The organism is Pararhizobium sp. LjRoot238 (assembly GCF_964252955.1).
Lineage (GTDB): Bacteria > Pseudomonadota > Alphaproteobacteria > Rhizobiales > Rhizobiaceae > Pararhizobium.
Genome location: NZ_CAXUPP020000001.1, coordinates 1,534,749 through 1,554,493 on the forward strand (window position 1 = coordinate 1,534,749; position 19,745 = coordinate 1,554,493).

Annotated in this window: 23 protein-coding genes; 15 read left to right on the forward strand and 8 right to left on the reverse strand. The window is 62.7% G+C overall.

Translation table 11 applies throughout. The features are described from left to right. Positions 1–56: 56 nt before the first annotated feature. The 5 genes from ccmA to ACSQ3F_RS07575 all read left to right on the forward strand — a co-directional run bounded on the left by ccmA (position 57) and on the right by ACSQ3F_RS07575 (position 3,263). Positions 57–698 carry a heme ABC exporter ATP-binding protein CcmA gene (gene ccmA / locus ACSQ3F_RS07555; RefSeq protein WP_436102074.1) on the forward strand — a complete coding sequence of 214 codons (642 nt, stop codon included), beginning with the start codon at positions 57–59 and terminating at the stop codon, positions 696–698. Positions 699–909: 211 nt separating this feature from the next. Continuing rightward, a complete protein-coding gene (gene ccmB / locus ACSQ3F_RS07560) occupies positions 910–1,569 on the forward strand; it encodes a heme exporter protein CcmB (protein WP_436099654.1) in 660 nt (219 codons plus the stop codon). A gap of 154 nt (positions 1,570–1,723) precedes the next feature. Next, positions 1,724–2,485, forward strand: a complete 762-nt coding sequence (locus tag ACSQ3F_RS07565; protein ID WP_436099655.1) for a heme ABC transporter permease — start codon at positions 1,724–1,726, stop codon at positions 2,483–2,485. Between the two features lie 2 nt (positions 2,486–2,487). Then, the gene (gene ccmD / locus ACSQ3F_RS07570; protein WP_436099656.1) at positions 2,488–2,658 is read left to right on the forward strand and encodes a heme exporter protein CcmD; all 171 of its coding nucleotides are present in this window, start codon (positions 2,488–2,490) and stop codon (positions 2,656–2,658) included. Next, on the forward strand, positions 2,655–3,263 hold the full coding sequence (locus ACSQ3F_RS07575; RefSeq protein ID WP_436099657.1) for a DsbE family thiol:disulfide interchange protein: 609 nt from the start codon (positions 2,655–2,657) through the stop codon (positions 3,261–3,263). Before ccmD ends, ACSQ3F_RS07575 begins: the two co-directional genes overlap by 4 nt. Before the next feature lie 281 nt (positions 3,264–3,544). Here the strand turns inward: ACSQ3F_RS07575 and ACSQ3F_RS07580 are convergent, their stop codons facing one another. From ACSQ3F_RS07580 to ACSQ3F_RS07605, 6 genes are all read right to left on the reverse strand, one after another. Next, a complete protein-coding gene (locus tag ACSQ3F_RS07580) occupies positions 3,545–4,132 on the reverse strand; it encodes a DUF2585 domain-containing protein (protein WP_436099658.1) in 588 nt (195 codons plus the stop codon). Beyond that, positions 4,129–4,803 (reverse strand): septation protein A, encoded by a 675-nt coding sequence (locus ACSQ3F_RS07585; protein ID WP_436099659.1) that lies wholly within the window; start codon positions 4,801–4,803, stop codon positions 4,129–4,131. The genes ACSQ3F_RS07580 and ACSQ3F_RS07585 overlap by 4 nt, the downstream gene beginning before the upstream one ends. 58 nt (positions 4,804–4,861) lie before the next feature. Beyond that, positions 4,862–6,589 carry a signal recognition particle-docking protein FtsY gene (gene ftsY / locus ACSQ3F_RS07590; protein WP_436099660.1) on the reverse strand — a complete coding sequence of 576 codons (1,728 nt, stop codon included), beginning with the start codon at positions 6,587–6,589 and terminating at the stop codon, positions 4,862–4,864. A gap of 16 nt (positions 6,590–6,605) precedes the next feature. Then, complete coding sequence (mtaB, locus tag ACSQ3F_RS07595) at positions 6,606–7,880, reverse strand: tRNA (N(6)-L-threonylcarbamoyladenosine(37)-C(2))-methylthiotransferase MtaB (protein ID WP_436099661.1); 1,275 nt, start codon at positions 7,878–7,880, stop codon at positions 6,606–6,608. Further along, positions 7,877–8,788, reverse strand: coding sequence for a diaminopimelate epimerase (dapF, locus tag ACSQ3F_RS07600; RefSeq protein WP_436099662.1), 912 nt, complete (start codon positions 8,786–8,788; stop codon positions 7,877–7,879). The genes mtaB and dapF overlap by 4 nt, the downstream gene beginning before the upstream one ends. 159 nt (positions 8,789–8,947) lie before the next feature. Further along, positions 8,948–9,886: an IS110 family transposase gene (locus ACSQ3F_RS07605; protein ID WP_436098946.1), complete on the reverse strand. Its 939-nt coding sequence runs from the start codon at positions 9,884–9,886 to the stop codon at positions 8,948–8,950. 918 nt (positions 9,887–10,804) lie between these two features. Here ACSQ3F_RS07605 and ACSQ3F_RS07610 point away from each other — a divergent pair. Next, complete coding sequence (locus ACSQ3F_RS07610) at positions 10,805–11,221, forward strand: GFA family protein (RefSeq protein ID WP_436099663.1); 417 nt, start codon at positions 10,805–10,807, stop codon at positions 11,219–11,221. A gap of 191 nt (positions 11,222–11,412) precedes the next feature. Here the strand turns inward: ACSQ3F_RS07610 and ACSQ3F_RS07615 are convergent, their stop codons facing one another. Next, positions 11,413–12,432, reverse strand: coding sequence for an MBL fold metallo-hydrolase (locus ACSQ3F_RS07615; protein ID WP_436099664.1), 1,020 nt, complete (start codon positions 12,430–12,432; stop codon positions 11,413–11,415). 373 nt (positions 12,433–12,805) lie between these two features. Between ACSQ3F_RS07615 and ffh the strand changes: the two genes are divergently transcribed. The 5 genes from ffh to trmD all read left to right on the forward strand — a co-directional run bounded on the left by ffh (position 12,806) and on the right by trmD (position 16,535). Next, entirely contained in the window at positions 12,806–14,383 is a 1,578-nt protein-coding gene (ffh, locus tag ACSQ3F_RS07620; RefSeq protein WP_436099665.1) for a signal recognition particle protein, read from the forward strand. An 18-nt stretch (positions 14,384–14,401) separates the two neighbouring features. After that, the gene (locus tag ACSQ3F_RS07625) at positions 14,402–14,704 is read left to right on the forward strand and encodes a chorismate mutase (RefSeq protein WP_436099666.1); all 303 of its coding nucleotides are present in this window, start codon (positions 14,402–14,404) and stop codon (positions 14,702–14,704) included. 107 nt (positions 14,705–14,811) lie between these two features. After that, positions 14,812–15,174, forward strand: a complete 363-nt coding sequence (rpsP, locus tag ACSQ3F_RS07630; RefSeq protein ID WP_113003734.1) for a 30S ribosomal protein S16 — start codon at positions 14,812–14,814, stop codon at positions 15,172–15,174. A 94-nt stretch (positions 15,175–15,268) separates the two neighbouring features. Then, positions 15,269–15,832, forward strand: a complete 564-nt coding sequence (gene rimM / locus ACSQ3F_RS07635) for a ribosome maturation factor RimM (RefSeq protein WP_436099667.1) — start codon at positions 15,269–15,271, stop codon at positions 15,830–15,832. 10 nt (positions 15,833–15,842) lie between these two features. Continuing rightward, the gene (trmD, locus tag ACSQ3F_RS07640; protein WP_436099668.1) at positions 15,843–16,535 is read left to right on the forward strand and encodes a tRNA (guanosine(37)-N1)-methyltransferase TrmD; all 693 of its coding nucleotides are present in this window, start codon (positions 15,843–15,845) and stop codon (positions 16,533–16,535) included. On the opposite strand, the gene ACSQ3F_RS07645 is transcribed toward trmD, so the two are convergent. Beyond that, positions 16,517–17,263 (reverse strand): sulfite exporter TauE/SafE family protein, encoded by a 747-nt coding sequence (locus ACSQ3F_RS07645; protein WP_436099669.1) that lies wholly within the window; start codon positions 17,261–17,263, stop codon positions 16,517–16,519. The two genes, trmD and ACSQ3F_RS07645, sit on opposite strands and share 19 nt — an antisense overlap. Before the next feature lie 304 nt (positions 17,264–17,567). Between ACSQ3F_RS07645 and rplS the strand changes: the two genes are divergently transcribed. The 4 genes from rplS to ACSQ3F_RS07665 all read left to right on the forward strand — a co-directional run bounded on the left by rplS (position 17,568) and on the right by ACSQ3F_RS07665 (position 19,704). Further along, positions 17,568–18,128 carry a 50S ribosomal protein L19 gene (gene rplS, locus ACSQ3F_RS07650; RefSeq protein ID WP_037128361.1) on the forward strand — a complete coding sequence of 187 codons (561 nt, stop codon included), beginning with the start codon at positions 17,568–17,570 and terminating at the stop codon, positions 18,126–18,128. 68 nt (positions 18,129–18,196) lie between these two features. After that, complete coding sequence (locus tag ACSQ3F_RS07655) at positions 18,197–19,027, forward strand: class I SAM-dependent methyltransferase (protein WP_436099670.1); 831 nt, start codon at positions 18,197–18,199, stop codon at positions 19,025–19,027. A gap of 192 nt (positions 19,028–19,219) precedes the next feature. Further along, complete coding sequence (locus tag ACSQ3F_RS07660; RefSeq protein WP_436099671.1) at positions 19,220–19,396, forward strand: type II toxin-antitoxin system RelE/ParE family toxin; 177 nt, start codon at positions 19,220–19,222, stop codon at positions 19,394–19,396. Further along, complete coding sequence (locus ACSQ3F_RS07665) at positions 19,396–19,704, forward strand: HigA family addiction module antitoxin (protein ID WP_436099672.1); 309 nt, start codon at positions 19,396–19,398, stop codon at positions 19,702–19,704. Before ACSQ3F_RS07660 ends, ACSQ3F_RS07665 begins: the two co-directional genes overlap by 1 nt. Positions 19,705–19,745: the final 41 nt, after the last annotated feature.

A 19,745-nucleotide genomic window follows, 5' to 3' on the forward strand; every position in this document is an offset into this window, starting at 1 on the left:
ATTTGAGACAATTTTTTTGCGTTGCGACGAACGTCGTAAAAGGAATGTGAATGCCGATCAGCCTCGTCGTCGAAGGCCTCAGTGCGAAGCGCGGCGAGGACCTGATTTTCCACGATATTTCCTTCGTGCTTGTGGCCGGCGAAGCCCTTGTGGTGACGGGTCCGAACGGCTCGGGAAAATCGACCCTGTTGCGCGTTCTGGCAGGCCTTCTCAGCGCGGAATCAGGCAAGGTGCGGCTGGATGGAGTCGCGTCGGAAATTGGCCATCCGCGCGAGCTCTGCCACTATCTCGGCCACCGCAATGCAATGAAGCGCGAGCTCACGGTCGAGGAAAATCTTTCCTTCTGGAAATCCTTCATGGGTGATTCGGCCGGAGGGGCCGGGATAGCAGTTGAGGACGCCACGGAGGCGCTCGGGCTCGGCGGCATTTCCCACCTGCCGTTCGGCTACCTTTCGGCCGGCCAGCAGCGGCGGATGGCGATGGCGAAACTGCTGGTCGCCTATCGGCCCGTCTGGCTTTTGGACGAACCGACGGCGGCACTCGATGCCAGTGCCGACAGGCTGTTTGCGGCGTTGGTGACCCGGCATCTCGGCGCGGGCGGCATCGTCGTTGCGGCAACGCACCAGCCGTTGGGGGTGGAGACGGCGCGGGAATTGCGGATGACGGGGTTTGCGGGTGTTGCAGGGGGATTGGTTTGAATATCGAGTTTGCCGCAATCACCCCCCTCTGTCACTTCGTGACATCTCCCCCACAAGGGGGGAGATCACCAGCCGCACCTCTTCAAGGAATCTTGGCTGGCGGAATATTGATGAGGGCGAGTGGGAAAAGAATGATCTCCCCCCTTGTGGGGGAGATGTCGGCATCGCCGACAGAGGGGGGTGAAACCCTCCGCGCGGGAGGGGTTCACCCATGACCTCCCTCTTCCTCCGCGACCTCAGACTCGCCATGCGCGCCGGTGGCGGGGCGCTGATCGGCGTGTTGTTCTTCATGACGGTGGTCGCCGTCGTGCCGTTTGCCGTCGGTCCAGATCTCAATCTCCTGTCGCGGATCGGGCCGGCGATCCTGTGGATCGGCGCGCTGCTTGCCTCCCTGCTCGGGCTCGACCGACTGTTCCAGGCGGAGCGGGAGGACGGCTCGCTTGATCTCATGCTGATGCAGGAGACGCCGCTGGTGCTGACGGTGCTGGTGAAGTGCCTGGCGCACTGGACGGCAACCGGCCTGCCGCTGGTGATCGCCTCGCCGCTGCTGGGGCTGTTCATGAACATGAACGAGCTTGCGATCGGTGCGACCATACTGACGCTGCTCGCCGGCACGCCCGCCATTACTCTCATTGGCGCGGCCGGTGCTGCCGTTGCGGTGACGCTGCCGCGCGGCGGACTGCTGGTGTCGATCCTGGTGTTGCCGCTCGCCATTCCCGTCTTGATCTTCGGGGTCAGCGCGACTTACGCGGCCGTCGAGGATCCGGCGCCGTTTTTGCCGCCTTTGCTGATATTGATCGCAATTACGCTCTTCTTCGCTGTGATCGGACCGTTGGCGGCGGCATTGGCGCTGCGATCCGCGTCGGACTAGAGCATTCCGCCCTTTGGTAGGAGGGCGGATAAAATGCTCTAGAATTAAAAGATAGAGCGACCTTTACGCGTTCATTGAACGCGTGGCGCTCTAACGCAAATGTGATCGAAACGTCTTCATTGAAGAGAAGGCCCTTCGGCGTTAAAGAAGCATCATGAGCGAAAACAGTCTGGCCATCCGCAAATTCAGCGACCTTGCCAATCCCACCCGGTTTCTTGGCCTGGCGGCACGCGTCCTGCCGTGGCTGGCCGGCCTGGCCGCCGTGCTGTTTGCGATCGGGCTTTACCTCTCCTTCACCACCGAGGGCGACTACCAGCAGGGCGAGACGGTGCGCATCATGTATGTGCATGTGCCTGCCGCCTGGCTGTCGATGATGTGCTATACGGTGATGGCGATTTCGGCGCTCGGATCTCTGGTCTGGCGGCATCCGCTGGCTGATGTCTCTGCCCGGGCCGCAGCGCCCATCGGCGCCTGTTTCACCTTTCTGGCGCTCGTCACCGGTTCGCTCTGGGGCAAGCCGATGTGGGGCACCTGGTGGGTCTGGGATGCGCGGCTGACCTCCGTCTTCGTGCTTTTCCTGATGTATCTCGGGCTGATCGCGCTCAACCGGGCGATGGACGATCCGGGCAAGGCGGCGAAGGTGTCGGCCGTGCTGATCCTCGTCGGCTTCGTCAATATCCCGATCATCAAGTTCTCGGTCGAATGGTGGAACACGCTGCATCAGCCGGCGAGCGTCTTGAGGCTCGGCGGCTCGGCGGTCGATCCGGAATTTCTAGCGCCGCTGCTGGTAATGGCGGCTGCGTTCACGCTTCTGTTCTTCACCCTGCACATCGCCGCGATGCGCAACGAGATCTGGCGCCGCCGGGTGACCTCGATGCGCCGCCAGGCGGCGAGAGCCGCGGGCCGGGAGGTCTGATCATGATGACCCACACCGCCTATGTCGCCGCCAGCTATGGCATCGCCGCCGTTACGGTGGCGGTCCTCATCCTCTGGGTATGGGCCGATGGACGCGCCCGCCGCCGCGAATTACGGGCGCTGGATGACGCCGGCATCCGCCGCCGTTCGGCGCAGCCGGGGGAGGAGCAATGAGCGTCGAGACGCCGATCGAGCCGGACAATGCCCGACCCGGGAAGATGCGCATTGTCTTTGCGCTGCTGCCGCTTTTGATCTTTGCCGGATTGGCGGCGATCTTCTGGAGCCAGCTCGATTCCGGCCGGGATATCAGTGAAATCCCCTCCGCGTTGATCGGCACCAAGGCACCGTCGCTCGACCTGCCGCCGCTTGAAGGCGCGACCTTCAAGGGTGCTGCCATGCCGGCGCTGACCGATGCGGCGGTCAAGGGCAAGCTGACGCTGGTCAATGTCTGGGCGTCCTGGTGCGTGCCTTGCCGCGAGGAAAATCCGATTATTCTCGAACTGGCCAAGGACCCGCGGCTGACGGTGGTCGGGATCAACTACAAGGACCAGACGGATAATGCGCTCAGGTTCCTCGGTGAACTCGGCAATCCGTTCTCGGCGATCGGCGTCGATCCGCGCGGCAAGGCGGCGATCGACTGGGGCGTCTACGGCATTCCGGAATCCTATCTGGTCGATGCCAATGGCATCATCGTCTACAAGCGCGTCGGGCCGTTCGATGAGAAGAGCCTGAAAGAAGGGCTCTACCCGGCGATCGAGAAGGCTGTGGCGGGGAAGTGATACAGTTTCGGGAGATCACGCTTCCGCTCGGCTGTGTTGTCTGCGAGGCACCCACTCTCCTCCGTCATCCCGGCCTTGAGCCGGGATCCAGCCACGCGACGTCCGTCGCGTGAAAGGAGTCTTGCGCACCGCAGACGCGGTGCTACTGGATCCCGGCTCAAGGCCGGGATGACGGGAGAATGGGCCGTCCTCGGATAGAACAGATGCATTTTGCCGGGAGGCCAGCTCTACTAGGCTTGCGTGCTATCAGGCTTTCAAAGAACCGGGACTGCTGGCACGCTCTACGCGCCGCCTTGCCAAGCCTTCACCGCGTCCAGCGGATAAACCAGCATCAGCACGTTCAAGGTCAGGTTATCACGGATCAGCCAGCCGGTGAAAATCTCGAAGAAAATGGCGATGGCGACCGTTGCTGCGACCGGCGCGCGCCAGGCAAGCAAGAAGCCGAGCGCCATGAAGATCGTGTCCATCACCGAATTCAGGATGCTGTCGCCGTAATAGTCGAGCGAGATGGTCGCGGTGCGGTAGCGGTCGATGATGATCGGTGAGTTTTCCAGCAGTTCCCAGCCGGATTCGATGAGGAGCGCGAGCAGCAGCTTTGCGGCGAGCGGCTTGCGGCGCAGCACGAGATGGGCAAGGCCATAGAACAGGAAGCCGTGGATGATGTGCGAGGGGGTGTACCAGTCGGCCAGATGCTGCGAATTGCCGGGGCCGTTGGCGACCGGCTCGAACAACTTGACATAGCCGCACTCGCAGATCGGGATGCGGCCCATCCAATACATGATGACGACCTGCAGCACGACGATGGCGGCGCAGGCAAGAAGCCAGAGGGTCTGCCGTTGGGCGGGGTTTCGGGCGTCGACCGCGCTCACTTGCCGGCCTCTTCCGGCGGGTTCAGCGAGTGCTTCATGATCAGCGGCATCTGGAACATGGTGAAGGCGAGCGTGATGGGCATGGTGCCCCAGACCTTGAACGCGACCCAGAAATCATCGGCGGCCTTGGCGTCGGGCAGGTAATAGGCATTGGCGCCGCGCCAGACGATTTCGTTCAAGACGGCGAGGAACAGGAAGAACACGCCCCAGCGCAGGGTCAGCTTGCGCCAGCCTTCGGCATCGAGCTGGAAGGCGGCGTTGAAGACATAGCCGAGCAGCGATTTACCGAAGGCAAGGCCGCCAAGCAGCACGACGCCGAACAGCGTGTTGATGATGGTCGGCTTCATCTTGAAGAAGAGTTCGTCCTGCAGGTAGATGCCAAGGCCGCCGAAGACGATCACGACGATGCCCGATATGAAAGGCATCAGCGGCAGGTGGCCAAGCACGACCTTGGAAACGACGAGCGAAATCACCGTTGCCGCCATGAAGAGGCCGCTGGCGATGAAAAGCGGCCCGCCGAGCACGGACAGAACCGGAAAATTCGCGGCCAGCCATTCGCCGCGCAGATTGGCGAAGAAGAAGACGAGCAGCGGCCCGAGCTCCAGCGCCAGCTTGAGCATGGGATGGTGCCGGTCGGCGGCGGTGGGCGTGGTATCGCTTTCGAATTTCATGCGTTAAGTCAAACCTGGTTCGTTTCGCCTCGCCATGTACGCTTCCCGTGGCGCGGCATCAATGGGCAATCCCGGCAATGGCATGGGCAAAGTCGCTGGCCTCGAAGGGCTCGAGATCATCGACGCCTTCGCCGACGCCGATGAAATAGACCGGCAGCTTGTGCTTGGCGGAGATGGCAACGAGGATACCGCCGCGCGCCGTGCCGTCTAGCTTGGTCATGATCAGCCCGTTGACGCCGGCGATGTTGCGGAAGATCTCGACCTGGTTCAGCGCGTTCTGGCCTGTGGTCGCGTCGAGCGTCTGCAGCACCGTGTGTGGTGCATCGGGATCGAGCTTGCCGAGCACGCGGACGATCTTTTCCAGCTCCGCCATCAGCTCTGTGCGATTCTGCAGCCGGCCGGCGGTGTCGATGATCAGCACGTCGCTTTTTTTCAGTTTTGCTTGCTCGAAAGCCTCATAGGCGAGCCCGGCGGCATCGGCGCCGAGTTTCGAGGAGACGATGTCGGACTTGGTGCGCTCCGCCCAGATCTTCAGCTGCTCGATCGCTGCCGCCCTGAATGTGTCGCCGGCGGCGAGCATGACCTTGAGGCCGGCGCCCGAAAGCTTGGCGGCGAGCTTGCCGATGGTGGTCGTCTTACCGGTGCCGTTGACACCGACGACGAGGATGACATGGGGCTTGTGGGAAAGATCGAGCTGCAGCGGCTTGGCGACGGGGGCCAGAACCTTGGTGATCTCGGCCGCCATGATGCGGGTGACGTCCTCGCCGGTCACGTCCTTGCCGTAGCGTTCGGAGGCGAGCGTGTCGGTGACGCGCAGCGCCGTTTCGACGCCGAGATCGGCCTGGATCAAGAGGTCTTCGAGGTCCTGCAGCGTCTCGTCGTCGAGCTTGCGCTTGGTGAAGAGCGCGGTGATCTGGCCGGTGAGCTGCGACGACGTGCGGGCAAGGCCGAGGCGCAGGCGCTGGAACCAGCTGAGTTTCTGCTTCGGTGCCTCGGGTTCTGGCGCGGGCTCGGCACGGCCGGTGGCGAAGCCCTTGGGGAGGGCGATTTCCGCGGTCGTTTCGGGCTCCGCGTTTGCGGAGAGATCGTTACCCCCCTCTGCCCTGTCGGGCATCTCCCCCTCAAGGGGGGAGATCGCTTGCGGCACGCTTTCGGTTTGGTCTTTGGCTTCTGAGAGTGCGGAGAGTTTACCCCCCTCTGTCGGTTGCACCGACATCTCCCCCACAGGGGGGGAGATTGGACTCGCGGAAAGTTCCTGCGTTTCGTCAATCGTAGCGAGTCGCGGTGAAGTAGCGTCAATCTCCGTCTGATCTCCCCCCTTGTGGGGGAGATGTCCCCCCCGGGTCTTGCCTTCGGCAAGCCCGAGGACAGGCTCCGGGACAGAGGGGGGTACAAGGCTTTCCTCAGCCGCGGAATCCTCGGCTTCCGCCTCCAGCAGCGACAGCGGCATCAGGCCGAGATCGCCGATCTGGTCGGCGGGGGGCAGGAGCGCGGGGGCTTCCTCTTCGGCTTCTGCCGCAAATTCGGGTACATCCGCGGTATCCGCGGAGGGGCCGCCGGCGGTATCCATTTCTTCCGGCAGCACCGGATCGGTGGCGAGCGGCAGACGCTCCTCGGTGCGGGAATGCGGTGCCAGTTCCGCTTCGATCGCCCGGGTTTCTTCAGGCGTGAAGGCCGATTCGGCGAGATCCAGGACCTCGTCGACCGCAGGCGGGGCGGCGGGCTCGGCTCCAACCGGCTTGTCCTTGCCGAAGGTGAAGACCTTTTTGAGAAAGCTGAGCGCCATTGGGTATCCGTAAAACTCAGGCCGCGTCGGCGGCCATCAATTGTATGTCGAGATGCTTGCCGTTGTGGCCGGTGATCGTCGCCTGCACGAATGTGCGTGGCGTCAAGCCGGGGACTGCGGCAGCTGTGAAATTTTCCGTATGCGCCAGGCCGTTGTTCTCGACGAGCAGCCATTGCTGCGTTCCGACCATGCTGTCAAGATGGGACTGATGCAGCTGAAGTCCAGTGGCGCGCAACCGGGCGGCACGTTCCTTGACCAGAGCCCGGTCGATCTGCGGCATGCGGGCGGCGGGCGTTCCCTCGCGTGGTGAGTAGGGAAAGACGTGCAGATGGGCGATGCGGGCTTCCTCAGCCAAGCTTACGGCATTTGCAAACATCTCTTCCGTTTCCGTCGGGAAACCGGCGATCATGTCGGCGCCGAAGCTTACCTCCGGCCGCAGACGGCGCACGTCTTCGATGAAACGCAGCGCATCGGCGCGGCTGTGGCGGCGCTTCATCCGCTTCAGGACCATGTCGTCGCCATGCTGCAGCGACAGGTGCAGATGCGGCATCAAGCGCGGCTCGTCCGCGATCAGGTCCATGAGATGGTGGTCCACCTCGATGCTGTCGATCGAGGAGAGGCGCAGGCGCAGGATGTCGGGCAGCTGCTTCAGCAGCGTCTTGGCGAGCAGGCCGAGTGTCGGCGTGCCGGGCAGGTCGGCGCCGTAGCTGGTGGCATCGACGCCGGTCAGCACGATCTCGCGATAACCGCTGTCGGCGAGCTTGCGCGCCTGATCGACGACGGCGCCCATTGGCACCGAGCGGGAATTGCCGCGGCCATAGGGGATGATGCAGAAGGTGCAGCGGTGGTCGCAGCCGTTCTGCACCTGGATGAAGGCGCGGACATGGCCCTCGATCAGCTTGACCATCTGGGGGGCGGTTTCGCGCACGCTCATGATGTCGTTGACGCGCAGCTTTTCTTCCGCCGAGACGCCGAAATCGGGCAGCGACCGGTAGGAGGCGCTTTTCAGCTTTTCCTCATTGCCGAGCACGGCATCGACCTCAGGCATGTCGGCAAAAGTCTGCTTTTCGACTTGGGTGGCGCAGCCGGTGACGATGATGCGGGCATGCGGATTTTCGCGGCGGGCGCGGCGGATTGCCTGGCGGGCCTGGCGCACCGCCTCGCCGGTGACGGCGCAGGTGTTGACGAGGATGGCGTTGTTCAGCCCCGCCTTCTCGGCTTCAGCCCGCATCACTTGCGCTTCGTAGGTGTTGAGGCGACAGCCGAAGGTTATGACGTCGACGCCGCTCAAAGCGCCCGGCTTTCCGTTTCCGGCTCTTCGTCGCGCGACCAGAGGCCGGTTGCCGGATCGACGGTGCCGGACCATTCCCATTCGGCAGGTCCCGTCATGACGACATGATCGTCGCGCTCGCGCCATTCGATTGAAAGGATGCCGGGCGGGGTGGCGCTGGCGACCGTGATCGCGACATTGCGGCCGGTGCGGCCGGTGCGGGCGGCGGAAACTGCGGCGGAGCAGGCGGCGGAGCCGCAGGCGAGCGTCAGGCCGGCGCCACGCTCCCAGGTCCGGGTTATCAGCGACGAGGGCGAGGTGACCTGAGCCAGCGTGATATTGGCGCGCTCGGGAAACATCGGATGATTTTCGAGCAGCGGGCCGAAGCGTTCGAGATCGAACGACATCACGTCGCGATCGACCCAGAAGATCGCATGCGGATTGCCCATCGACATGACGGAGGGCGAATGCAGGATCGGGGCGTCGATCGGGCCGATCTGCAGCTCGATGCGGCTGGTGTCGTGGAATTCTTCCGATAGCGGAATGCGGTTCCACTCGAAAACGGGCGTGCCCATGTCGACGGAAATCGTGCCGTCCTGGTGCTCCTCGGCATTGAGGATGCCGGCGACGGTCTGGAAGGTGAAGGCCTTCTTTCCAGTTTCGGTGGCCAGCGCCTGGACGACACAGCGCGTGCCGTTGCCGCAGGCCTGTGCCTTCGAGCCGTCGGAATTGAGGATGTCGATGAAGGCGTCGGTTCCCTCGGCCTTCGGATCGTGGATCGCCATGATCTGGTCGAACTGGGTCTCAGGATCGGCATTGAGCGTGATCGCCGCCTCTGGTGTGACCCTGTCCTTGCGGCCGCGCATGTCGACGACCAGGATCTTGTTGCCAAGCCCGTTCATCTTCGCGAATTCGACCGTTGTGCTCATGACGTCCATTTCCAGCGTTTGTTGGCGTGTATATGGCGGAATTGCGGGGAAATTACCAGTGGGCCTATCACCCTCCCCTTGAGGGGGAGGTGTGTTTTTTCCTCTTCTCCCCAGCGGGGAGAAGGTGCCCGAAGGGCGGATGAGCGACTATCTGGATTGTCAAGTTGCACTTGCGAATTCCTTTCGCGCGTCTCGTGCTTTTGCATTGAGAATGACGAGCAGTTTTCGGGCCAGCGCGATGCGGATGACCATTTTCGGTTTGCCGGCGCTTTGCAACCTTTGCTGGAAAGAGGACAAATGCGGGTCGTAGCGGGCGGCGATTTGTGCGACGAGAAAGAGGATGCCGCGCGGGCCGCTGCGTCCGCCGCGCACGGGGCGGTGCCCCGTGCGCTTGCCACTGTCATTGGCGATCGGCGCCAGCCCCGCAAGCTTGGCGATCGCCTTGTTGGAGACCAGGCCGATCTCGGGCAGTTGCGCCATCAGCCGGGCGACGGTGCGCGCAGCGACGCCCTTGATCGAGCGGAAAGCGGCGTCGAGGCGGGCCCAGAGCGGGTCGTCGTCGATCAGCGAGGCGATCTCGCCTTCGAGCGTGCGGCTCTGGCGCAGGAGAAGGGCGATGACCTCGTCGAGGCTTGCACGGCTTTCCTCATCGCGCGCCGCATGCCGGCGCTGCTTCTGGACAACGAGATCGCCCGTCACCTGGGAAAGGCGCGCCACCAGCGCCGACAGCCGCACCTGGGCGGCCTGGGGCGGTGGCGTCGGAGTGATCGACTTGACCGCCGCGTAATGGGCGATGACGCCGGCATCGATCCTGTCGGTCTTTTCCATCCGTCCCATTGCCTCGGCGAAGTGGCGGACACTGCGTGCATTGGCCAACGCGCAGGCGATCCCCAGTTCCCACAACAGCAGGAAGGCGGTGCGCTCGTAACCGCCGGACGCCTCCATGACGACAAGCACCACGCCATGCGCCCGACACAGCTCAGCAAGGGCTCCAATGCCGGCCGCATCGTTGCCGAAGCGCTGGAAAACCCCGGCCGGCCGGATGTGTGCATCCAGCCAGTCCTTCGAAACGTCCACTCCACAAATGATCCTGTTCACGGTAACCTGCCTTGTGCGTGCGGTTGGAACCTAGCGACTGTTCGGTCGTACGTGACGATGCCGAAGATCCCTGGCTCATCCACGGTTGTAACCGGAGGGGCAACGGGCGACTTCGGCACGCCTCGGGTCGGGTGGCCACCCGGCCCGAGGCTCAGTCGCTTCCATCCCACAAAATCCTTTCGGGGAAGATACAAGGGGGTGGTGCTGCATATGCGGATAGCTCTTGTCATTGCCGTGCTTTCGAAACCTCCTTCTGCCCAGGCTTCTCATCACAAGGTGGCTTCGCCCCCCTCATCCGGCCCTGCGGGCCACCTTCTCCCCGCCGGGGAGAAGAGGGAGCGTGCCGCAAACACCTTCACCCACGCCCGGGAAATCCGTCGTGGTTCTGCTTTGTCGTTCACTTGGCCGGGGCGCTGGAAAGTGCCGCAACTAAGTAATTTTATATGACGCCTTCCAGCGCCCCGTTCAGTGTTGGTCGACGGGCAACTCCGGTTTCTCTGCGGGGATGGCGGCGCCTTTTTCTGGCACAGGGTGACGCTCGACGGATACCGGATTGCTCCGGTTCCCGCGGCGCCACGAAAGGCCTGTCTTTCGACACACCAGTCGCCGGTCCTCATGTGTGCCTCACAAGCACGCCCCGTCCTGTTTCAGACGAGAGGGAAACCATTTTCTGACAGTCCACCGGGCAAAGGCGCACGTCCTTCCTCCACCCGGCACCGGTCCCGTCTCGCCGCGACGCCTCGCAGGGTAGCCGATGACGGAACACCATGATCATCGCACAGGTTTCAAGGGCGGGGATGGACGGGGATTAAATTTCCTGCCGGCCGAACCGGGCGGTACCTGAGCGTCGAGACATTGCCATCTTGCTAGTCGCGGGTCATCTTGGCGGCTCGTCTGTGACGTTTCCGGAGACAAGAAATGCCTGAAACACCTTCCGTGCTGACCGGAAAATGCATGTGCGGTGCCGTGGAATACGCGGTCGACGACGCCTTCGAATATTCGATGAACTGCCATTGTTCCAACTGCCGCCGCACCACCGGATCGGCCTTCAAGCCATTCGCCGGGATCAGGCGGGAGCGGCTGCGGGTCGTCAAGGGCCATGGCGCTGGGCTGATCTATGGCAATTGCGACGATGCCCATGACGTGCATTGCGGCACCTGCGGATCGCTCGTCTATTCGGTGGTGCGAGAAGGCGCCTATGTGCATGTCGCCATGGGGACGCTGGTCGATGCGCCGTCAATCCGGCCGGCGGGGCACATTTTCGTGGGATCGAAGGCGCCGTGGTACGAGATCACCGATGAGCTGCCGCAGTATCGCGAGTTTCCGGAGAATTGAGGGCTGCATGATGTTGGGAGGGCAAGGGCAGTCCTCATCCTCCGTCATCCCTGTGCTTGTCACAGGGATCCAGCCGCCGCGCGTCGGCGCGGCGAGGGATTTTTGGCGAAGAACAGGGGAGTCTCTCACGCGCGGACGTCGCGTGACTGGATTCCTGTGACGAGCACAGGAATGACGGAGGAGGGGATGAGCTACACCGGAGGCACATCGAACACCTCGCCAGCCCTCAGCGCCCGGAAACGCTCCGGCGCAACGCCCTGCTTTCTCAATGCCTTTTCCAACGCCGCCACCGGCTCCTCGATCCCCTCATTCGTCAGCCGGATCGTCGCGAAGTGATGGCCGGCGACATAGGCCGCGTTGCAGAGCCGCATGCCTTTGACCGCTTCCGCCGGGTTCTGGTGCTGCGCCTTCATGAACCAGCGCGGCTCATAGGCACCGATCGGCAGGTTGGCGAGGCGGAAGGGGCCGTGTTTTTCGTGGGCGGCGCGGTAGTTGATGCCGCCGTGAAAGCCGGTGTCGCCGATGTGATAGATCTTTCCGGCGGGCGTCGAGATGACGAAGGCGGCCCACAGCGCCATGCGGCGGTCGCGGGTGCCGCGGGCCGACCAGTGGTGGCAGGGTTCGCAGTCGACGGTGACGCCGTCCCGGAACGAGAGCTGGTCACCCCAGTCGACGGCGGAAATCTTCGCCACGGGAATGGCGCGGCGGATGATCGTGTCGTTGCCGAGCGGCGTTATGATATGCGGCCCGTGCGCCTTGTGCAGCCGTTTCAGCGTGGCGAGGTCGAGATGGTCGTAGTGATTGTGGGTGACGAGCACGATATCAATCGGCGGCAGGTCGTCGAAGCGGATGCCGGGCTCGACGACGCGCTTCGGGCCGGCAAAGGCAAAGGGGCTGACGCGCGGCGACCAGACGGGATCGGTCAGGATATTGAGGCCGGCGACCTGGATCAGCAGCGTCGCATGGCCGACCATGGTGACGCGCAGATCGCCGCCATCGACGCGATCGTCCGGCTTTGCCGGCGGAAAGGGGCATGGCACACGCTTCGGCCAAGGCGTTCTGCCGCCGCCGAACTGCCAGCGCATCAATTCGCGAAAACCGAGCGGGGCCTCGCCTTCGGGGTTGAAGAAATGCGTGCCGTCGAAATGATCGGAGACGGGGCCGGTGTAGTAGGGATTGCTCGGTTTCTTTGATGGTGGCGTCTTTGGCATGGGGGACCGATCGGTGAAATCAGGAGGATGATCTGGTATGCCGGGCTCCTCTTTGTAAGGGCGTGCTGCGGCTATTCCAGCATTTTTGGCCTCTATCCTTGACTTTCCCGCCGCTTTCCTGTTTATCCGCGCCATCTGCGACAAGTAACGAGACTTGAAGCCACCGACCGGGACCCCAAGAGGGTATAAAGAGATCCCGGAGGTCAACACCCGACAGCGCGTTGCGCCCTCGGGTGCTTTTTGGCTTTGCGTCTTGTTTTCGTCAAGGAAAAGCACAACGTTTCGGGCATCCGCGCATGTCCCTTTCGAGGCGAAGCCGAGAAAGAAAGGCATATGCGCAAAACCAAAAGTCCGAAACGACAAGGATGAAGCGATGTTTGAAAGTCTCCAGGACCGCCTTGGATCCATTCTGAATGGATTGACCGGCCGTGGCGCGTTGTCGGAAGCCGATGTGTCGGCGGCCCTGCGCGAGGTTCGCCGTGCGCTCCTGGAAGCCGACGTCGCGCTCGAGGTCGTGCGGTCCTTTACCGACAAGGTGCGCGAAAAGGCGGTCGGCGCCGAAATCCTGAAGTCGATCAAGCCCGGCCAGATGGTCGTCAAGATCGTTCATGACGAACTCATCAACATGCTGGGTTCGGAAGGCGTGCCGATCGATCTCAACGCGCCGGCGCCGGTCGTCATCATGATGGTCGGTCTGCAGGGTTCGGGCAAGACGACGACGACGGGCAAGATCGCCCTTCGCATGACGACGCGGGACAAGAAGAAGGTCCTGATGGCGTCGCTCGATACGCGCCGTCCGGCAGCGCAGGAGCAGCTGCGACAGCTCGGGGCCCAGACCGGCGTCGATACGCTGCCGATCATCGCCGGCCAGTCGCCGACCGATATCGCCGCGCGCGCCGTCCAGGCGGCCAAGCTCGGCGGCCACGACATCGTCATTCTCGATACCGCCGGCCGCACGCATATCGACGAGCCGCTGATGATCGAGATGGCCGAGATCAAGCGCCGCTCGAACCCGCATGAGATCCTTCTGGTCGCCGATGCGCTGACCGGTCAGGACGCCGTCAACCTCGCCCGCAATTTCGACGAGCGCGTCGGCATCACCGGCCTCGTCTTGACCCGCATGGACGGCGACGGCCGTGGCGGTGCAGCCCTTTCGATGCGCGCCGTCACCGGCAAGCCGATCAAGCTGATCGGCGTCGGCGAAAAGATGTCGGAGCTGGAAGAATTCCATCCGCGCCGCGTCGCCGACCGTATCCTCGGCATGGGCGACATCATCTCGCTGGTCGAGAAGGCTGCCGAAAATATCGATGCCGAGAAGGCGGCGGCGATGGCCGCCAAGATGAAGTCGGGCAAGTTCGACCTCAACGACCTCGCCGACCAGCTCAAGCAGATGCAGAAGATGGGCGGCATGGGCGGCATCATGGGGCTGATGCCCGGCATGTCCGGCATGAAGGACAAGATGGCCGCCGCCGGCCTCGATGACAGGATGTTCGGCCGCCAGCTCGCCATCATCTCCTCGATGACCAAGGCCGAGCGCGCCAATCCCGACATCCTCAAGCATTCGCGCAAGAAGCGCATCGCGGCCGGTTCCGGTACGGATGCCAGCGAAATCAACAAGCTGCTGAAAATGCACCGCCAGATGGCCGACATGATGAAAATGATGGGCGGCAAGAAGGGCGGCGGCATGATGAAGCAGATGATGGGCGGCCTCGCCGGCAAGATGGGTCTTGGCGGCATGGGGGGCGGCATGGGCGGCGGAATGGGCGGCATGCCGGACCTGTCCAAGATGGACCCCAAGCAGCTCGAAGCCCTGCAGAAGCAGGCCGAGGCCGCGGGCCTCGGCAAGGGCCTGCCCGGCGGCGGCGGATTGCCGGGTTTGGGTAATGGCATGAAACTGCCCGGTCTCGGCGGCGGCTTCCCGGGGCTTCCCGGCCTGCCGAAGAAGAAGTGAGCGAGGACGGGAAGCGGAATGGTTGATCCTGCCGTCAAAACAGAACTGGCGAGCTACCGTCAGTCGATCGACAATATCGACGCGGCGCTCGTCCATATGCTGGCCGAACGGTTTCGCTGCACCAAGGCGGTGGGCGTGCTGAAAGCCAAGTACAATTTGCCGCCGGCGGACCCGGCGCGCGAGGAATACCAGATCGCCCGTCTTCGGCAGCTTGCCGAAGACGCACATCTGGACCCGGATTTCGCGGAGAAGTTCCTGAACTTCATCATCCACGAGGTGATCCGGCATCATGAAGCAATCGCTGCCGATCTCAAGGATTGATCCCGAAAAGTGGAAACCGGTTTTCGGACCAGATCAATCCCAAAGCAAACAGCACCAACAATCCGGTCGTCAGAAACGGCTGAAAACTATCTCAAGGAGTACATGACATGGCACTGAAAATTCGTCTCGCCCGCGGTGGTTCCAAGAAGCGCCCGTTCTACCAGATCGTCGTTGCCGACGTGCGTTCGCCGCGCGATGGCCGCTTCCTGGAAAAGGTCGGTTCGTGGAACCCGATGCTGAAGAAGGACGATGCCAAGCGCGTTGAACTGAACAACGAGCGCATCCAGCATTGGCTGTCGAACGGCGCGCTGCCGACCGACCGCGTCCTGCGCTTCCTCAACGAAGCCGGCATCGCCAAGCGCGACGTTCGCAACAACCCGGAAAAGGCAGTGCCGGGCAAGAAGGCCCAGGAACGCGCCGCCGAAGCCAAGCAGAAGGCCGAAGACGCCGCTGCAGCTGCTGCCGAATAAGCCGCGCGACAGCATATTTTTTTGAAGGCGGGCGGCGTTTTCATGCCGCCCGTTTTCGTTTATTCGAAGGGCACACTCTGGAGACGACCCGGCGATGAGCAAACTGAAGAATCCCGTCCTGATGGGTACGATCGGCGGCGCACAAGGCTTGCGCGGCGAAGTGCGCGTCAAATCCTTTGCCGCCGAGCCGACGGCGATCGGCGACTACGGGCATCTCCATGCCGAGGACGGCCGTTCCTTCGAGGTGCTCGAGGTGCGCGAGGCGAAGAACGTCGTCATCGTCCGCTTTCGCGGCGTCAACGACCGCAATGCCGCCGAGGCGCTGAACGGGCTGGAACTCTACGTCGAGCGCGACAACCTGCCGGACGACGATCTCGACGACGACGAATTCTTCTATGCCGACCTCGAAGGGCTGGAAGCGCTCGACGGCGAAGGCAAGAGCTATGGCACCGTCACCGGCGTCTTCGATTTCGGCGCCGGCGATCTCTTGGAACTCAAAGGCCCCGGCAAGCGGCCGGTGCTGATCCCGTTCTCCGAATGGTCGGTGCTGGAAATCGATCTCGAAGCCGGAACCATACTGGTCGATCCGCTGGCGGCCGGGCTTGTCGACGACAAGGACGCGGACCCGAGCAGCCAGTTCAAGCCGAAGAAGAAATGACGGCCAAGCCATGAGCTTCCGCGCCACCATCCTGACGCTTTATCCGGACATGTTTCCGGGGCATCTTGGCCATTCGCTGTCGGGCAAGGCGCTCGAGCGCGGCCAATGGTCGCTCGATACTGTGCAGATCCGCGATTTTGCCGAGGACAAGCACCGCACCGTCGATGACACGCCGGCCGGCGGCGGCGCCGGCATGGTTCTCAGGGCGGACATTCTCGCCAAGGCGATCGATCATGCCTCGGCTGGCGACGATCGGCCGCGGCTGTTGATGAGCCCGCGTGGGCTGCCGCTGACGCAGAAGCGCGTGCGCGAGCTTGCGGCCGGTCCGGGCGCCATCATCGTCTGCGGCCGGTTCGAAGGTGTCGACCAGCGGGTGATCGACAGCCGCGGGCTCGAAGAGGTTTCGATCGGCGACTATATTCTTTCCGGCGGCGAACCGGCGGCGCTCACCCTGCTCGACGCGGTCGTGCGCATCCTGCCCGGCGTCATGGGCAATGACTTGTCGGGCGTTCACGAGAGTTTCGAGGGCGGGCTGCTGGAGCATCCGCACTATACCCGGCCGCAGGTTTTCGAGGGCATGGAAATCCCGGCCGTGCTCACGTCCGGCCACCATGGCGAGATCGAGAAATGGCGGGAGGCCGAGGCGCGCAAGCTGACGGAAGAGCGGCGGCCGGATCTTCTCAATCACCCCGTCACAAAATAATAAACCGCCAGCAACAGCCCGACAGCAATGACGATGGCGCGGATAAAAACCTGCGGCACGCGGCGGGCAAGCCAGACGCCGGCATAGCCGCCGAGCGCGCCGCCGGGGACCATGAAGGCGGCATGCAGCCAGCCGATAACATTGCCGCCGGCAAAGACGACGATGGCGACCGCGGCAATCACCATGGCGAGAAAATTCTTCAAGGCATTGACGCGGTGATAATCGCCGCCGGTCGAGAGGCCGAGCACGGCGAGCATCATGATGCCCATGCCGGCGCCGAAGAAGCCGCCATAGATGGCGGTGACGAACTGGCCGGCGAGGCCGGCCATGCCGACGGGCGTGCCGCTCTCCTTCGGGTTCGGACGCAGCAGCGGGCCGAGCGCGAAGATCGCGGTTGCGGCGATCAGCAGCCAGGGAACCATCGCCCGGAAGGACGGATTGGACAGGGACAAGAGGATCAGCGCTCCGGCGAGCCCGCCGATGAGTGAGATGATACTTAGAACGATCACCTCGCGGCGGTCGGCGATGATTTCGCGGCGATAGGCCAGCGCCGAGGTGACATAGCCCGGAAACTGGACGATCGAGGAGGTGGCATTGGCGACGATCGGCGGCAGGCCGGCCAGCGTCATGGCACCGAAGGTCAGGAACGTGCCGCCGCCGGCGACGGCATTGACGGCGCCGGACAGGAAGCCGGCGACAAACAGAAGACAGGCGGTGGTGATGGACATGACGCTCCTCCAGCGGTACAAACGCACATAACCCGAGGGCCGACCGGCGGCAAGTCGCGGAAACTACCAACCGCAGGCTTGCGGCACGAAGAAATTTTGTCCCTTGGGGATGACAAATGCCGGTCTTTGGTGTATTCGCCCGACCGGTTCGGGAAAATCCCGCAGCTCGAAAACAAAGAATGGTGAATTCGCTCCTGTTTCTCCCTCCGAGAAACAAATCCTTGAGGCCCTCATCCGAGGCTTGGTCCAAGAGGCATGATTGAGCGCTCTGGCTGTTTCAGAAGAACTTGAGAAGGTTAGACCAATGAACATCATCCAGCAGCTGGAAGCCGAACAGGCCGCCAAGATCGAAGCCAAGCGCACGCTTCCGGAATTTTCCGCAGGCGACACCCTCCGCGTCAACGTCCGCGTGACGGAAGGTACCCGTACCCGTATCCAGGCCTATGAAGGCGTTTGCATCGCCCGCTCCGGCGGCGGCATCAACGAAAGCTTCACGGTCCGCAAGATTTCCTACGGCGAAGGCGTCGAGCGCGTATTCCCGGTTTACTCTCCGCTCGTCGAGAGCGTCGAGATCGTTCGCCGCGGTAAGGTCCGCCGTGCCAAGCTCTACTACCTGCGCGATCGTCGCGGCAAGTCGGCCCGTATCGTTGAAGACACCGGCGTTCGCGCCCGCAAGCTGAACGACGCCGAGCGCCAGGCCGTTGCCGACGAAAAGGCACGTCTGGAAGCTGAAAAGGTCGCAGCAGCACAGGCTCTGGCCGCCGAAAAGGCAGCAGCAGAAGCCGCAGCGGCAGAAGCTGCAGCAGCCAAGGCCGCTGAAGAAGCAGCCGCTGCCAAGGCTGCTGAAGAGACAGCAGCAGAATAAGATTCAATCCATTGGGATTGTTGGACAAGGCGGTCTTCGGGCCGCCTTTTTCTTTGGGGAAGAAGACGATGGACGACTATCTCAAGACCAACCGGCTGAACTGGGACGACCGGGCGGCCCTGCACGCAACCGACACGACCGGCAGCTACCGGATCGACAGGGTGCTTTCCGGCGGCTCGTCGCTGCATGCGCTGGAGGCGAGCGAGATCGGCGATGTCTGCGGCAAAGACATTGTCCACCTGCAATGCCATATCGGGCTCGACACGCTGAGCCTGAAGCATCTGGGCGCGGCAAGCGTGACCGGGCTCGATTTTTCGTCCATCGCCATTGCCGCAGGACGCGAATTTGCCGCCAGGGCGAAAGCGGAAGCGACATTCGTCGAGGCATCCGTCTACGACGCGGCGGCAGCTCTCGGGCACCGGACCTACGACATGGTCTTCGTCACCTGGGGGGCGATCCACTGGCTGCCGGATATTTCCCGCTGGGCCAAGGTGGTCGCAAGCCTGCTCAGGCCCGGCGGAACGCTCTACCTGCTCGACGGGCACCCGCAGATGTTCCAGCATGAGGCCGTGGACGGCCGGCTTTCGCTGGCTCACGGCTGGCGCACGCCGCACGATGCGCCGCTATTGTTCGAGGAATCTCACACCTATACCGGCGACACGCGGCCGCTGACGCACAAGCGGATGTATGAATGGTTCCATCCCTTGAGTGACATCGTCAACGCGCTTTTGAAAGCCGGGATGACGCTTGAGTTCCTCAACGAGCACGAGATCCTGACCTGGCGTCACTATCCCGGCATGGTCGAGACCGGCGAGGACCAGTTCGAACTCGGTCTGGGCCTGCCGCGCATGCCGCTGTCGTTTTCGATCGGGGCGAGGAAGACGGGGCAGGACGGGTAACATCGGTCCGACTCTATCCGGGTCGAAAGAACCAGCCGGATAGACGACTTGATATATGTACGGTTTTACCGTACATATATCGGCAATGAAAATTCGCTCTGTTCGACACAAGGGTTTGAAGCGCTACATCGAAAACGATGATGCGAAAGGCATTCGGCCCGACCTCGTCAACCGAGTGCGGAACATTCTGGCATGCTGATTTCTTCCGCAGACATAGAGGGTCTCAACGGCCCTCCAGGTTGGCGTACCCATCAATTGACAGGCAACCGGGCGGGGACGTGGAGTATTTCCGCATCGGGAAATTGGCGGGTCACGTTCGAGATCGAAGATGGCGAAATTTCCAACCTGGACTTGGAGGATTATCACTGATGAGCGAAACCATTGAAAAAATCGGCATGATGCCGCCACATGTCGGCGCTTTCATTCGCGAAGAAATTTTAGACGAACTCGGCCTGTCCGTTCTCAAGGCTGCCGAGGTGCTGGGCGTGCGACGCGCGACCCTATCCGATCTTGTGAACGAAAAGGCCTCCCTGTCTCCAGAAATGGCCTTGCGGATCGAAAAGGCCTTCGGAGTGAAAATGGACACGCTTCTGAAAATGCAGGCTTGGTATGACACAGTAACTATGCGTCAGCATGCCGACGAAATCAGCGTGCAGCGTTACAATCCAAGATACTGAGCGGATTACGAATGCCCTTGCCAGCCCGTTGGCTTCTGTGA

Excerpts from the sequence above, each read along its gene's own strand:
- ccmB (WP_436099654.1), top strand. The coding sequence starts at position 910 with ATGACCTCCCTCTTCCTCCGCGACCTCAGACTCGCCATGCGCGCCGGT.
- ACSQ3F_RS07565 (WP_436099655.1), top strand. The coding sequence starts at position 1,724 with ATGAGCGAAAACAGTCTGGCCATCCGCAAATTCAGCGACCTTGCCAAT.
- ccmD (WP_436099656.1), top strand. The coding sequence starts at position 2,488 with ATGATGACCCACACCGCCTATGTCGCCGCCAGCTATGGCATCGCCGCC.
- ACSQ3F_RS07575 (WP_436099657.1), top strand. The coding sequence starts at position 2,655 with ATGAGCGTCGAGACGCCGATCGAGCCGGACAATGCCCGACCCGGGAAG.
- ACSQ3F_RS07585 (WP_436099659.1), bottom strand. The coding sequence starts at position 4,803 with ATGAAATTCGAAAGCGATACCACGCCCACCGCCGCCGACCGGCACCAT.
- ftsY (WP_436099660.1), bottom strand. The coding sequence starts at position 6,589 with ATGGCGCTCAGCTTTCTCAAAAAGGTCTTCACCTTCGGCAAGGACAAG.
- dapF (WP_436099662.1), bottom strand. The coding sequence starts at position 8,788 with ATGAGCACAACGGTCGAATTCGCGAAGATGAACGGGCTTGGCAACAAG.
- ACSQ3F_RS07610 (WP_436099663.1), top strand. The coding sequence starts at position 10,805 with ATGCCTGAAACACCTTCCGTGCTGACCGGAAAATGCATGTGCGGTGCC.
- ACSQ3F_RS07615 (WP_436099664.1), bottom strand. The coding sequence starts at position 12,432 with ATGCCAAAGACGCCACCATCAAAGAAACCGAGCAATCCCTACTACACC.
- ffh (WP_436099665.1), top strand. The coding sequence starts at position 12,806 with ATGTTTGAAAGTCTCCAGGACCGCCTTGGATCCATTCTGAATGGATTG.
- ACSQ3F_RS07625 (WP_436099666.1), top strand. The coding sequence starts at position 14,402 with ATGGTTGATCCTGCCGTCAAAACAGAACTGGCGAGCTACCGTCAGTCG.
- rpsP (WP_113003734.1), top strand. The coding sequence starts at position 14,812 with ATGGCACTGAAAATTCGTCTCGCCCGCGGTGGTTCCAAGAAGCGCCCG.
- rimM (WP_436099667.1), top strand. The coding sequence starts at position 15,269 with ATGAGCAAACTGAAGAATCCCGTCCTGATGGGTACGATCGGCGGCGCA.
- trmD (WP_436099668.1), top strand. The coding sequence starts at position 15,843 with ATGAGCTTCCGCGCCACCATCCTGACGCTTTATCCGGACATGTTTCCG.
- ACSQ3F_RS07645 (WP_436099669.1), bottom strand. The coding sequence starts at position 17,263 with ATGTCCATCACCACCGCCTGTCTTCTGTTTGTCGCCGGCTTCCTGTCC.
- rplS (WP_037128361.1), top strand. The coding sequence starts at position 17,568 with ATGAACATCATCCAGCAGCTGGAAGCCGAACAGGCCGCCAAGATCGAA.
- ACSQ3F_RS07655 (WP_436099670.1), top strand. The coding sequence starts at position 18,197 with ATGGACGACTATCTCAAGACCAACCGGCTGAACTGGGACGACCGGGCG.
- ACSQ3F_RS07660 (WP_436099671.1), top strand. The coding sequence starts at position 19,220 with ATGCTGATTTCTTCCGCAGACATAGAGGGTCTCAACGGCCCTCCAGGT.
- ACSQ3F_RS07665 (WP_436099672.1), top strand. The coding sequence starts at position 19,396 with ATGAGCGAAACCATTGAAAAAATCGGCATGATGCCGCCACATGTCGGC.